This window comes from Mycobacterium sp. NGS41, from assembly GCF_059812725.1.
This window is the reverse complement of record NZ_JCALDF010000006.1, coordinates 31,043-43,649: the sequence shown is the minus strand read 5'-3', so window position 1 is coordinate 43,649 and position 12,607 is coordinate 31,043. Positions and strand designations below refer to the sequence as shown.

The 12,607-nt window shown below is 67.0% G+C and carries 12 protein-coding genes; 5 read left to right on the top strand and 7 right to left on the bottom strand.

The genetic code is table 11. From position 1 onward, the window contains the following. Nucleotides 1–7: 7 nt before the first annotated feature. The gene (locus AC5Y21_RS07945) at nucleotides 8–397 is read right to left on the bottom strand and encodes a secondary thiamine-phosphate synthase enzyme YjbQ (protein WP_499911351.1); all 390 of its coding nucleotides are present in this window, start codon (nucleotides 395–397) and stop codon (nucleotides 8–10) included. Nucleotides 398–578: 181 nt separating this feature from the next. Between AC5Y21_RS07945 and AC5Y21_RS07940 the strand changes: the two genes are divergently transcribed. Beyond that, nucleotides 579–1,199, top strand: coding sequence for a hypothetical protein (locus AC5Y21_RS07940; protein WP_499911043.1), 621 nt, complete (start codon nucleotides 579–581; stop codon nucleotides 1,197–1,199). A 126-nt stretch (nucleotides 1,200–1,325) separates the two neighbouring features. On the opposite strand, the gene AC5Y21_RS07935 is transcribed toward AC5Y21_RS07940, so the two are convergent. Together AC5Y21_RS07935 and AC5Y21_RS07930 are read right to left on the bottom strand one after the other, a co-directional pair. Then, the gene (locus AC5Y21_RS07935; RefSeq protein ID WP_499911041.1) at nucleotides 1,326–1,661 is read right to left on the bottom strand and encodes a hypothetical protein; all 336 of its coding nucleotides are present in this window, start codon (nucleotides 1,659–1,661) and stop codon (nucleotides 1,326–1,328) included. After that, complete coding sequence (locus AC5Y21_RS07930) at nucleotides 1,658–3,019, bottom strand: replication-associated recombination protein A (protein ID WP_499911039.1); 1,362 nt, start codon at nucleotides 3,017–3,019, stop codon at nucleotides 1,658–1,660. Before AC5Y21_RS07930 ends, AC5Y21_RS07935 begins: the two co-directional genes overlap by 4 nt. A 138-nt stretch (nucleotides 3,020–3,157) precedes the next feature. On the opposite strand from AC5Y21_RS07930, the gene AC5Y21_RS07925 reads away from it, so the two are divergent. Together AC5Y21_RS07925 and AC5Y21_RS07920 are read left to right on the top strand one after the other, a co-directional pair. Then, nucleotides 3,158–4,213, top strand: a complete 1,056-nt coding sequence (locus AC5Y21_RS07925) for a hypothetical protein (protein WP_499911037.1) — start codon at nucleotides 3,158–3,160, stop codon at nucleotides 4,211–4,213. A 171-nt stretch (nucleotides 4,214–4,384) separates the two neighbouring features. Next, nucleotides 4,385–7,054 (top strand): circularly permuted type 2 ATP-grasp protein, encoded by a 2,670-nt coding sequence (locus AC5Y21_RS07920; RefSeq protein ID WP_499911036.1) that lies wholly within the window; start codon nucleotides 4,385–4,387, stop codon nucleotides 7,052–7,054. 101 nt (nucleotides 7,055–7,155) lie between these two features. Here AC5Y21_RS07920 and AC5Y21_RS07915 read toward each other — a convergent pair whose 3' ends face one another. After that, nucleotides 7,156–8,175: a zinc-binding metallopeptidase family protein gene (locus tag AC5Y21_RS07915; RefSeq protein ID WP_499911035.1), complete on the bottom strand. Its 1,020-nt coding sequence runs from the start codon at nucleotides 8,173–8,175 to the stop codon at nucleotides 7,156–7,158. Continuing rightward, nucleotides 8,168–9,100 carry a transglutaminase family protein gene (locus AC5Y21_RS07910; RefSeq protein ID WP_499911033.1) on the bottom strand — a complete coding sequence of 311 codons (933 nt, stop codon included), beginning with the start codon at nucleotides 9,098–9,100 and terminating at the stop codon, nucleotides 8,168–8,170. The genes AC5Y21_RS07915 and AC5Y21_RS07910 overlap by 8 nt, the downstream gene beginning before the upstream one ends. Before the next feature lie 45 nt (nucleotides 9,101–9,145). On the opposite strand from AC5Y21_RS07910, the gene AC5Y21_RS07905 reads away from it, so the two are divergent. Together AC5Y21_RS07905 and AC5Y21_RS07900 are read left to right on the top strand one after the other, a co-directional pair. Then, complete coding sequence (locus AC5Y21_RS07905) at nucleotides 9,146–10,387, top strand: esterase/lipase family protein (RefSeq protein WP_499911031.1); 1,242 nt, start codon at nucleotides 9,146–9,148, stop codon at nucleotides 10,385–10,387. A gap of 95 nt (nucleotides 10,388–10,482) precedes the next feature. After that, entirely contained in the window at nucleotides 10,483–10,872 is a 390-nt protein-coding gene (locus AC5Y21_RS07900; protein ID WP_499911030.1) for an MmcQ/YjbR family DNA-binding protein, read from the top strand. A 16-nt stretch (nucleotides 10,873–10,888) separates the two neighbouring features. On the opposite strand, the gene AC5Y21_RS07895 is transcribed toward AC5Y21_RS07900, so the two are convergent. Next, nucleotides 10,889–11,971, bottom strand: a complete 1,083-nt coding sequence (locus AC5Y21_RS07895) for an FUSC family protein (protein WP_499911028.1) — start codon at nucleotides 11,969–11,971, stop codon at nucleotides 10,889–10,891. Between the two features lie 36 nt (nucleotides 11,972–12,007). Then, nucleotides 12,008–12,439: a nitroreductase family deazaflavin-dependent oxidoreductase gene (locus AC5Y21_RS07890; RefSeq protein ID WP_499911027.1), complete on the bottom strand. Its 432-nt coding sequence runs from the start codon at nucleotides 12,437–12,439 to the stop codon at nucleotides 12,008–12,010. Nucleotides 12,440–12,607: the final 168 nt, after the last annotated feature.

Sequence of the window (12,607 nt, the reverse complement as noted above, 5' to 3'; positions counted from 1 at the left end):
GCAATGTCTAGCCTTCCAGGAAGCTCAATCGCACGGATCGCCGCGGATTGTCCCGGTTGAGGTCGACCAGGACGACGCTCTGCCAGGTGCCCAGCAACGGCTCACCGTCAGAGACCGGCACCGTCACCGACGGCGCGACGATGGCCGGCAGCACGTGGTCGGCGCCGTGACCGAAGGAGCCGTGCGCGTGCCGGTAGCGGTCGTCGCGCGGCAACAGTCGCTCGAGGGTGTCGACCAGGTCGTCGTCGGATCCGGCGCCGGTCTCGATAATCGCGACTCCGGCCGTCGCATGCGGAACGAACACGTTGCACAAGCCATCGCTGTGCTGGGCGCAAAACGACCGCACCGCGTCGGTGAGGTCGACGATGCGGCGACGCGCGGTATCCACATCGAGCACATCGGTGTTCACTCGTCCCACCCTACGGGCGGCCCCCGGCGAGCTGCCAATCTGCGCAAATGCACGCGAATATTGGGCCGCGGAACCTCGCGCAAACTATTGCCATGGCTAATTCGTCGGAGGAACGTATTGGTTTACCGGTGGCGCGCCGGGGCGCCGCCCGAGACGGAGAGGGGCGACCGTGTACGCACGCTCTACCACTATCCAAGCGAAACAAGGGTGCATCGACGCAGGCATTGCGCACGTGCACGATGTCGTCATGCCCGCCCTCAGGGAGATCGAGGGGTGCCTGGGTTTGTCGCTGTTGGTCAACCGGGAGACCGGCAGATGCATAGCGACCAGCTCCTGGGAAAACTTCGGGGCAATGCGCGACAGCGCCGAGCGAGTATGGCCACTGCGCAAGGAAGCCGCGGACCGGTTCAGCGGCTACACCGCCGTCGACCAATGGGAGATCGCGGTGTTGCATCGCGACCACCGTTCAGGTCCCGGCGCGTGTGTGCGCGCCACCTGGGTCAAGGCGCGGCCAGATCGCTTCGCGCCGGCCGTCGACTACTACCGGATGGCCATCGTGCCGGCGATCGAGGAGCTCGAAGGCTTCTGCAGCACCAGCCTGCTGATCGACACCATCTCCGCCCGTGCGGTGGTGTCGACGACATTCGACAGCATGGAGGCCATGGACCGGAACCGGGAGCAGTCCCGCTCGTTGCGGACCGCCCAGCTGCGCAACCTTGGCGTGGACCAGTACGACGTCGAGGAGTTCGAGCTGGCGCTGGCGCACCTGCGGGTACCCGAGCTGGTCTGACGGCGCGGGTCCGCGCAACGGGGCGAGCAGCGGGGCGAGCAGCGGGGCGAGCAGACGCAGAATCGCATCAATCGGGCTGCAAGAGTGCGATTCTGCGTCTGCTCGGCATTAATTCGGCACCACCACCTACCGCAGCCCATCCCCGGGGAACCCGCGGCAGAGGTGCACCTGGTAAGTGAAAACCCCTGCGGCAACCCCGGGGTCGGCGTCCATGATCGCGGCGGTGTGCTCCGGGGTGGCATCGAACATCCCGACGCCGCACACCTCGGACCCGTCGGTCACCGGCAGCACCACCGCCAGCACGCCGTCGTCGCGCAGCCCGAAGTTGCGGCGGCCGTGTTCCCAGACGATCGCGGGCGCCGTCTCGTCGCCGAACTTCGGTCCCTGCTTGAGGATGACCACGCTGTAGGCCTTGGCGCTGGGCAGCAGTTCGCCCATCTCCTCGTCGGTGAAGGTCCTCATGACCGTCCCCTCTTCTTGCGGATGATTGCCCGCAGCCGTTCCAGCCGCCCGGTGATCTCACGTTCTGCGCCGTGGCTGGTGGGCCGATAGTAGTCCACGCCGACCAGCTCGTCCGGCGGATACTGTTGGGCCACAACGCCGTCCGGGTCGTCGTGGGAATACTTGTAGCCCTGCGCGTTGCCCAGTGCCGCCGCACCGGAATAGTGCCCGTCACGCAGATGCGCGGGTACCAGACCGGCCTTGCCCGCCCGGACGTCGTCCATCGCCCTGCCCAGTGCGGTGGTGACCGCGTTCGACTTCGGCGCGGTGGCGAGGTGGACGGTGGCATGCGCCAGCGTCAGCTGCGCTTCGGGCATGCCGATCAGCGCCACGGTCTGCGCGGCGGCGACCGCGGTCTGTAGCGCGGTCGGGTCGGCCATCCCGATGTCCTCGCTCGCCAGGATCATCAGCCGACGCGCGACAAAGCGCGGGTCCTCACCGGCGACCAGCATGCGGGCCAGATAGTGCAGCGCCGCGTCGACGTCGGAGCCGCGTACCGACTTGATGAAGGCGCTGATGACGTCGTAGTGCTGGTCGCCGTCGCGGTCGTAGCGGACCGCGGCCTTGTCCAGCGATTGCTCGATGGTCTCGACGCCGACCTCACCACCGGCCGCTTGGGCGGCTTCGGCAGCCACTTCCAGCGCGGTCAACGCCCGCCGGGCGTCGCCGGCGGCCAATTGCACCAGCAGGTCGACGGCCTCGGCTGATACCGCGACCCGACCACCCAGTCCGCGGGGGTCGTCGATCGCGCGCTGGACAACCGTACGGATGTCGTCAGCGGTCAACGGCCGCAACTGCAGGATCAGCGACCTAGAGAGCAGCGGCGCCACCACCGAGAACGATGGGTTCTCGGTGGTCGCGGCCACCAGCAGCACCACCCGGTTCTCCACCGCGGACAGCAGAGCGTCCTGCTGGGTCTTGGAGAAGCGGTGCACCTCGTCGATGAACAGCACTGTCTGCTCTCCGTGCAGGAGCCCGCGCCTGGCGCTATCTATCACGGCCCGAACGTCTTTGACACCGGCCGACAATGCCGACAGCGCCTCGAACCGGCGACCGGTGGCCTGCGAGGTCAGCGCCGCCAGTGTTGTCTTGCCGCTGCCCGGCGGGCCGTACAGGATGGCCGACGCGACACCGGACCCCTCGACCAGGCGGCGCAGCGGTGACCCGGACGCCAACAGGTGGCCCTGCCCGACCACCTCGTCCAGCGACGCTGGACGCATCCGCACCGCCAGCGGCGCCGATTCCCAACTCCCCGAAACGCTCAAGTCACGGTCGGTCGTCCGCGGCGCGCCGGGCAGATCGAACAGACCGTCGGACACGGTTTAGGCATACCACGCCGTGCCGTCAGCTACGCGAGCAAAACTTCGCTGCGCCCAAACCGCGCGTCATTCGCGCTTATTTGCTAAGTTCCGGGTTGCCAAGTTCTGGTGCACCGACGACAGCGAATGAGGACGGCAATGAGCCAGCCCCCAGACTATCCAGGCACCCCGGCTGATCCCTACGGCCGCAACCCAGGCTCTTCGGGCTACCCGCCCCCCAACTACGGCGCGCCGCCTCCCGGCTATAACCAACCTCCGCAGGGTCCCCCCGGAGGCCCACCCCAGGGCCCGCCCGGGGGCCCTCCCCAAGGTCCACCCGGAGGGTATGGCCCACCTGGTGGCTACAACGCACCTCCGCCACCGCCACCAGGCGGTCCTCCCGGCTATGGCGCATCCCAGGCCGGTTACGCCCCGCCGCAACCCGGCTACGGCGGCCAGCCCGGGATCACCCCGCAGTTCAGCGTCGGCGACGCATTCAGCTGGTCGTGGAACAAGTTCACCCAGAACGCTGTGACGCTGGTCGTTCCGGCCGTCGTCTACTTCATCCCGCTCGGCATCCTTGCGGGCGTGGCATACGCGAGCCTGTTCGCGTCGGGGTTCACGAGCACCACCACCGACCAGTACGGATATGTGCACTCATCCGGGCCGGGCCTCGGCACGTACGCCCTCTCGGGCCTGCTCTACATCGTGTTGTTCGCGGTCGGGGCGTACATGCAAGCCTCGTTTGTGTCTGGCTCCCTTGACATCGCCGACGGAAAGCCGGTGAGCATCGGAACCTTCTTCAAGCCGCGCAATCTTGGGGCAGTGGCAGTCATCGCACTGCTGCTCGGCGTCGCCTCCGCGATCGTCTCGTGCACATTTGTCGGTCCCCTGGTGCTCGCCTTCTTCGCACAGTTTGCAGTCGCCTTCGCGGTCGACAGATCTTTGGCGCCGATCGACGCCCTCAAGGCCAGTTTCGCGACGGTCCGGGGCCAGCTCGGTAACAGTGCGCTGTCGTTTCTGGTTCAGTACGCCGTGATGCTGGTCGGCGAGATTGCGTGCTGCGTAGGCCTATTCGCCGCGTTCCCGGTCGCCATGCTGATCCAGACGTACACCTATCGCAAGCTCACCGGTGGCCAGGTCGTCGCCGAGGCACAGCCCGGATTCCAGCAAGGGCCCCCGCCGGGCATACCGCCGGGACCTCAGTACAGCTGACGCTCGCGACCCGAGCCCGCACGGACCGGACTTCCTGCCAGGCTCAGGTCGGGCACCGGCATCGGCGCGCCAGGCACCCTCGAGTTGTGTCGAATGCGTACCGTTCAGCAGTAATGGCGTCTGAAACTGGCCCCAAACTCGCACTGTGACGGCACCGCAATGGCACTGGACATGAGTAGGCCGTCGGCGGCTGCTAGCACCGCCGGCCAGTATGACGTCGACCGGCTGCTGGCCGGGTACCGCGCCGCACGCGCCCAGGAAGCCCTGTTCGACCTGCGTCCGGCCGGCGCGCGAGGCCCAGGCTACGACGAATTCGTCGACGCCGACGGGAGCGTGCGACCGGCCTGGACCGAGCTGGCCGACACCGTCGCGGAGCACGGCAGGGCCGGGCTGGACCGGCTGCGCTCGGTGGTTCACAGCCTGATCGACAACGACGGCATCACCTACACCGAAGTGTCGGAAGCCCACAGCCGCGACCGGGCCGACAGCGGGCACGGCCCAGAGCCCGGACCGTGGACCCTGGACACGCTGCCGCTGGTGGTCTCCGCGGCCGACTGGGACGTGCTGGAGTCGGGGCTGGTGCAGCGCTCACGCCTGCTCAGCGCCGTGCTCGCGGACTTGTACGGGTCCCGCCGTCTGCTCACCGATGGCGTTCTGCCCGCACAACTGGTGTTCGGCCATCCGGCTTACGTGCGGGCGGCCATCGGGATCGAAGTGCCGGGGCGTCATCAGCTTTTCATGCACGGCTGTGATCTGAGCCGGCTGCCCGACGGCGGCTTTCAGGTCAACGCCGACTGGACGCAGGCGCCGTCAGGAGCCGGCTACGCGCTGGCCGACCGCCGCGTGGTGGCGCATGCGATTCCCGACCTCTACGAAAGGATCGCGCCGCGGCCGACCACCCCGTTCGCCCAGGCGCTGCGGCTGGCGCTGATCGACGCGGCACCCGACGTCGCCCAAGACCCCGTCGTGGTGGTGCTCAGCCCGGGCATCTATTCGGAGACCGCGTTCGATCAGGCGTATCTCGCGACGTTGCTGGGGTTTCCGCTGGTCGAGAGCGCGGATCTGGTGGTGCGCGACGGCAAGTTGTGGATGCGCTCGCTGGGCACGCTCAAGCGGGTGGACGTCGTTCTGCGACGGGTCGACGCGGAGTATGCGGACCCGCTGGATCTGCGCGCCCGATCCAGGCTGGGCGTGGTCGGACTGGTGGAGGCACAACACCGCGGAACGGTCACCGTCGTCAACACCCTGGGCAGCGGCATCATGGAAAGCCCTGGGCTGCTTCGGTTTTTGCCCGAGCTCGCCGAGCGATTGCTGGGTGAAGACCTCCTGCTGCTCACCGCGCCGGCGTATTGGGGCGGCATCGCCAGTGAACGTTCCCACCTGCTGGCGAAGCTCTCGTCGCTGTTGATCAAGTCCACCATCGGCGGCGAAACCCATGTCGGGCCAGCACTTTCGTCTGCACAGCTGGCTGAGCTGACCGCGCGCATCGAGACCACGCCATGGCATTGGGTCGGCCAGGAACCGCCGGAATTCTCGTCGGCACCGAGCGACCATGCCGGCGTGCTGTCGTCGGCCGCGGTCGGGATGCGATTGTTCACCGTTGCGCAACGCAGCGGCTACGCGCCGATGATCGGCGGGCTGGGCTATGTGCTGGCGCCCGGCCCGGCCGCGTACACGCTGAATACCGTTGCGGCAAAAGATGTCTGGGTACGGCCGACGGAGCGCGCACGCGCCGAGACGGTCACTTTACCCTCGTTGGAGGCACCGGAGCGGCATCCGGCGAAGAGCGGCGCCGGCACGCTGGGAGTGAGCTCGCCGCGGGTGCTGTCCGACCTGTTCTGGATGGGGCGCTACGGCGAACGCGCGGAGAACATGGCCCGGTTGCTGATCGTGGCTCGCGAGCGCTACCACGTGTACCGGAACCAGCAGAACATCGACGAAAGCGAGTGCGTGCCGGTGCTGATGGCCGCACTGGGCCGTATCACGGGCACGGACACCGGAACCCGCGACGACCACGCCGAGCTGGTCGCCGTCGCCCCCTCGATGCTGTGGTCACTGACCATGGACCTGGACCGGCCGGGATCGCTGGTCGAGTCGGTGGACGGGCTGGCTCTGGCTGCCAGGGCGGTGCGCGACCAGCTGTCCAACGACACCTGGATGGTGCTGGCCAACGTGGAGCGCGCGGTGATCCAGCGGTCCGACCCGCCGCAGTCGCTGGGCGAGGCCGATGCCTTGCTCGCGTCGGCTCAGACACAGACGCTGGCCGGAATGCTGACGTTGTCGGGAGTCGCCGGCGAGTCGATGGTGCACGACGTCGGCTGGACCATCATGGATGTCGGCAAGCGTATCGAGCGCGGCCTCTGGCTGACCGCATTGTTGCGGGCGACGCTGGTCAGGGTACGCAGCGCCGCCGCCGAGCAGGCCATCGTCGAGTCCACCCTGGTGGCGTGTGAATCGTCGGTCATCTACCGGCGCCGCAACGTGGGCACGGTCAGCGTTGCCGCCGTGACCGAGCTGATGCTGTTCGACGCGCACAACCCGCGGTCGCTGGCTTACCAGCTGGAGCGGCTGCGGGCCAACCTGAGGAACCTGCCGGGATCGTCGGGCTCGTCGCGTCCGGAGCGCATGGCCGACGACATCAGCACCCGGCTGCGTCGCTCGGATCCCGCCGAGCTGGACGAGGTCACCGAGGGCCGCCGCGCGGAGCTGGCGGAACTGCTCGATGCGATCCATGCCGCGCTGCGCGACCTTGCCGACGTCATCACGGCCACCCAGCTGGCGTTGCCGGGTGGAATGCAGCCGCTGTGGGGGCCCGACGAACGCCGGGTCATGCCCGCCTAGCGTGCCGATCCGCGTGCCGAGCGTGACGTTGCAGTCACGCTGGCCGCCGAGGGTGACTGCAACGTCACGCTCGAGTCACGCTCGAGGCCAGCTTGGCCCGCTTACGAGCCGTCGATGACGGTGTGGATGAACTGCATCTTGTCCAGCACCGCAACCGGCAGCACGAACGGGTACAGGTCGTCATGTCCCATCGAACGGTTCACCATGTTCAGCGACCAGGACAACGGCAGCCACATCTCAATGATGTTCGGAAAAGCGCTGGGGCCCAGTGCCGGTCGGTCGAAGGTCGCCGTCGCCGGTGCCAGGCCGCACCAGGCCGAGGTGTCCAGCGTGTCGCGGATGTGCAGGTAATGGGCGAACGTCTCGGCCCAATCCTCGGCGGGGTGCATGGTCGCATAGGACGACACGAAGCGTTCCTGCCAGCCCTCGGGTGGCCCCTCGTTGTAGTGCCGGTCCAGGGCCTCTTGATAGTCGGCGTCGGGATCGCCGAACAGCTCGTTGAACCGCGCCAAATATTTGCTCGACCGGGCGACCAGTCGGTAGAAGTAGTAGTGCCCGACCTCGTGGCGGAAGTGCCCGAGCAGCGTCCGGTACGGCTCCTCCATTTCGACCCGCAACTGCTCGCGATGGACGTCGTCGCCCTCGGCCAGATCCAACGTGATGACCCCGTTGTCATGTCCGGTCGTCACCGCCTCGAATGCACTGGACAGCAGCCGGAATCCCAACCCCTGATCTGGATCCCGGTCACGCCCGACGATCGGCAGCTTCAGCTCGTGCAGCTCGGTGATCAGCCGCCGCTTTGCCGCCTCGGCTCGGGCGAACGCCGCCAGGCCGTCGGTATCGGTATCGTTGGGCCGTTCCAGAGTGAGCGCGCACGACGTGCACAATCCGCCGGGGCGGTCCTTGGGAACAAGCCAATTGCATTCGGCCAGATAAAGATTGGCGCATAGCTGATAGTCGTCGGCAGCCACGACGCCGGCGTGGTCGGTCTTTCCCTGCTGAGCGATCACCACCAGGGCCATCTGCTCCAGCGAAAATCCCAGCGCGCTGCCGCAGGACAGGCAGGCCGAATTCTCAAATGTCAGGCGCTGACCGCAGTTCGGACAGTGAAAGTCACGCATCGAGCGCATCGCCTTCGAAGGGCACCACGTCGACGGCGACGTCGATCACGCTGTGCTCGGAGTTGGTGTAGATGATGCCGCGCAGTGGCGGCACGTCCGCGTAGTCGCGGCCCCGGCCGACCACGATGTAGCGCTGGTCGACCAGCTGATCGTTGGTCGGATCAAGCCCCAGCCACTCGAATTGCCCTGGCTGTTGAGGTGTCCACACCGACGCCCAGGCGTGGGTGGCGTCAATGCCGATCATCCGGTCCTTTCCGGGCGGTGGGTCGGTTGCCAGGTACCCGGATACGTAACAGGCCGCCAGACCGTTGGCTCGCAAGCAGGCTATCGCCAGCCTCGCGAAGTCTTGACATACCCCTTCCCGGGCCGCCAGAACCTCACTGACCCGGCTGGATACCGTCGTGGACCCCGACCGGTAGATGAAGTCGTTGAAGATCCGCGTCGCGAGGTCGCCCAGCACCTCGACCAACGGGCGTCCGGGCTGGAAGCTTTGGGCCGCGTATTCGCGTATCTCGTCGGTGATCTCGGGCGGATTCAGGTCCAGCGTGAAGTCGACCGCCAGCGCACCCTGCGCCCCGACCGGCCGGGCGGCCTCCCACGGTTGCAGCGCCGGCCCGCTGGCGTACCGGCTGGGATGCTGAGGGGTCACGTCGACGATCGAGTCGCTGGTGATGGTCAGGGTCCGGTGCGGCTCGGTGACATGGAAATAGGAGCTGATGTTGTCGTAGGCGTCGCGGCTGGTGGAGCTGTCGGCAGGAGTCGGCTCGATGGTCAGCCGGTGGGCGACGCAACGCTGGCGCAGCGAGTCGCGCGGTGTGAGAAAACCGCGGCCATAGGAGCTGGTCACGACGTCGGAGTAGCGGTATTCGGTGCGGTGCCTGACGCGGTAGCGGTGGGTGGCGGAGTCGAACAGCGCGTCGGTCACACCGCGATTCTGACTAATTGCGGGCTACTGGGACAAAATGGGAGCGTGCAACGAAACGAAATCCGATCATTGGCCGATCTCGCGGGCGAGGGCACCCGAGTCCTGACCGCGTTGGTCCGCGACCTACACAGCGGGATCTCGAGTCGCGTCTTCGACGCGGTAGGACCGGCGTCCAAACCCGTACAGGTGATTCACGACGCCACCGCGGCCGTCAGCTACCGCCTTGTCGACGGCGCGATCCGGGGATCGCTGCACGGTGCCGGCGCGCTGGCCGCCGAGGCCTGCAGCAACGACAGTGACGAGACAGTCCAGGCGCGCCCCCGGGTCGCCGGTGCCATCGCCGCGGTCAACGGGATCTACGGGGACCAGTTGGCCAAGCGAGGCAATGGGTTCGCGCTCTCCATGGGAATCCGCCGGCACGGGCAACCGGTCGCAGTGACCGCCGACTCCATCGCGACAGCGTTTCCCGAGGCCACCGGGCGGATCGTGGTCTTCCTGCACGGCTGGTGTCTGACCGAACGTTCGTGGTGGCGCAGGCCGCGCACCGGCGAAATCAATGATCCGTACGGCACCGGGTTGCACACCGACCTGGGCTTCACCCCGGTTTATCTGCGCTACAACACCGGGTTCCACATCTCCCACAACGGCCGGACGCTGGCCGAGTTGCTGAACCAGCTGCACGCGCTGTGGCCGGCGCCGGTGGACGAAATCGCGCTGGTCGGGCACTCGATGGGCGGCCTGGTGGTGCGCAGCGCCTGCCACTATGGGCTCGAGCACGAGCAGCACTGGACCGGCAAGGTTCGGCACGTCGTCTGCCTCGGTTCGCCGCATTTGGGCGCCGACCTGGAGAAAGGCGTCAACGTCGCGTCGTGGGCGCTGGCCAAGCTCCCGGAGACCCGCGGAATTGCCTACTTTCTGAACCGGCGCAGCTCCGGCGTCAAGGACCTGCGGTACGGCGCGTTGCTCGACGAGGACTGGCGCGACTGCGACCCCGACGAGTTTCTGCAGGACCGCTGCCACGAGGTGCCCTTCCTGCCGGATGCCGTTTATCACTTCGTCGCCACCTCCGCCGCGCCGCGCGCGGTGGGCCTGCTCGTCGGCGACAGCCTGGTGCGCCCGAAGAGCGCGTCCGGTCTGGGCAGGTCACGGAAAATTCCGTTCGAGTCCGCGCACGGACTGACCCTGACCGGTCTGCACCACTTCGACCTGCTCAATCACCCTTCGATCTACCAAAAACTGCTGGACTGGCTCGGTCAGCCACCCGCGGTGCCGGAGTCCGCGAGCTAATTCGAGGGCATTAGCGACAGCCTGCGATTCTGCCCCGGGCGCCGGATAACCGCGGAAACATGCCATAGCTGCGGCGATCGGAGCACAATTGACATGTGGCCACCTGGCACGATGTCGCCCGCATTGTCGGTGAGCTCCCGCTGACCGTGGAGCCGGCGCCGCACGACTGGCGGGTAGGCAAGAAACTGGTGGCGTGGGAGCGGCCCCTGCGCAAGTCCGACAGCGAGGCACTGCACCAGCTCGGACTGGAGCCGCCCGAGGGCGACATCCTCGGTGTCCGGGTGTCCGACGAAGGCGTCAAGTTCGCCTTGATCGCCGACCAGCCGGAAGTGTATTTCACTACCCCGCATTTCGACGGCTACCCGGCGGTGCTGGTCAAACTGGACGAGATCGAAGTGATCGACCTCGAGGAGCTGATCACTGAGGCCTGGCTTACGCAGGCACCGAAAAAGCTGGTTCAGGAGTTCCTCGCCGAGTCGTCCTGAGTCGTTCAGGACTCGCTCACGTTTGTCTAAGGTCGATCACTCGTTGCAGGTCGTCGACGCAAGCCTGCACAACGCCCGCGAGCATCACCTCGGTTTTCTCCCGGGCGCGTGACTGCAGCGCCGACGCATGCCGCAGCGCGGCGTCGACATGTGCGCCCGCCGTCGCCGGATCCGACTCGGACAGCGAGGTCGCTTTCGCGAGATCGGCGAGCACCGCGTGCACGGGTTCCGGGAGCCAGTCGCGTTCGTGCAGGGCGGGCGCTCGTTCTATCAGGACCCGGGCAAGTTGCATCACCGAACCTGCGAGCAGGGCCACGTACAGAGCCTGGTGATCCGCCGCGTACACGGATTGACGCATCCCCCATCGACGCGGCGCCACTCGCACCGCTTGGCGGGCGGTGGTGCGGGCTTGGGTGAGACTGCCGAGCTGTTCGTGCACGCGGTCGACGGCCGAAAGCGGCCAGTCGGACGGCACGGTCCTGCGACCGTCGGCGTAGTCGGCAGTGCGGCACAGGACGTCGTACAGCGCGTCCAGCACTCCGGTGCGGGCACCACTGAGCACGATCAGAGGGTTGGCCGGAAAGAGCAGGATGGCAAAGATCATGGCCAGGGCGCCGCCGACCAGGGCGTCGTAGATGCGTTCCGGACCGATGCCGCTGCGATATAACGACAGCACCAGCACAGCCGAAACCGTGGTCTGATTGACGAACATCAGGCCCTGCCCGATGAAACCCTGCCCGATCACCACCGCGACGGCGAGTGCGAGCAGCGCCGTGACCGCGATGGGTATGGCGCCGGTTCCCATGAGCCCTTGCACGAGGGTGCCGATCCCGATACCCGCCGCCACGCCGAACATCATCTGGATGGCCCGCTGCGCGCGTAAGACATTGCTGGCCGACAGACAGACCGCGGCAGCGATCGGCGCGAAGAACGGCTGCGGATGGTCGAGCAGATCGTGGGTGATGTACCAGGCTAGACCGGCGGCCACCGCGGTCTGGAGGATGGTCCACCACACGTCGCGAAGCCGGTGCAACCCGGCCCGACCGCCTTCGGCCGCCTTACAAAGCGACGTCAGCAGCGTCAGCCGCGAGGTGCTCATCAAGCTTGCTTACCGCACCGCGGGGCGGCGCGCCTGTCAGACCGGCTGCAGCTCGAACAGCGGAATCACCCGGCTGGTCTTCGACTGGTATTCGGCGAACCCCGTCGCGGTGGCGGCGACTTGTTCGAAGAGCGCGTCGCGCTCGTCGGACGGCAGTTCGCGAGCGGTCACGTCGAACGCGGCGGTGCCGATCTCGATGTGCGCTCCCGGGTTGGCGCGCAGGTTGTGCACCCAGGCCGGATCGACGTCGGCGCCCGCGAAGGATCCGATGACGATCAGCTTGCCGTCGATGCGGAAGTACGCCAGCGGCGACACCCGCCGTTGGCCGGACTTGGCGCCCGTCGTGGTGAGCAGCAGCAGGTCCTTGCCTTCGAACGGGCCACCGACTATTCCGTCGTTGCCGCGAAACTCGTCGATGATGTTCTGGTTGAACGTGTTGAGCTGCTGGCCGTCCGGAGTCTGGGTCATGCCTGCTCAACCTGTTTGGGCTTGACGTCTATTCCGGACTTCTTCCTGGCCGGCAGTTCCCGTTAGCTGCGTTGGCTGTTGCGTTTGCTCATTGCGGATTAGTTTTACTCGTTTTGGAGAAATTGCGGGCCTACCGCAGTTAAATTGATGTGTCTCAGATCGCGTAGG

Bases quoted from the DNA above. Each gene is read 5' to 3' on its own strand.
- AC5Y21_RS07935 (WP_499911041.1), bottom strand. From the start codon at position 1,661: ATGAGGACCTTCACCGACGAGGAGATGGGCGAACTGCTGCCCAGCGCC.
- AC5Y21_RS07925 (WP_499911037.1), top strand. From the start codon at position 3,158: ATGAGCCAGCCCCCAGACTATCCAGGCACCCCGGCTGATCCCTACGGC.
- AC5Y21_RS07920 (WP_499911036.1), top strand. From the start codon at position 4,385: ATGAGTAGGCCGTCGGCGGCTGCTAGCACCGCCGGCCAGTATGACGTC.
- AC5Y21_RS07915 (WP_499911035.1), bottom strand. From the start codon at position 8,175: ATGCGTGACTTTCACTGTCCGAACTGCGGTCAGCGCCTGACATTTGAG.
- AC5Y21_RS07895 (WP_499911028.1), bottom strand. From the start codon at position 11,971: ATGAGCACCTCGCGGCTGACGCTGCTGACGTCGCTTTGTAAGGCGGCC.
- AC5Y21_RS07890 (WP_499911027.1), bottom strand. From the start codon at position 12,439: ATGACCCAGACTCCGGACGGCCAGCAGCTCAACACGTTCAACCAGAAC.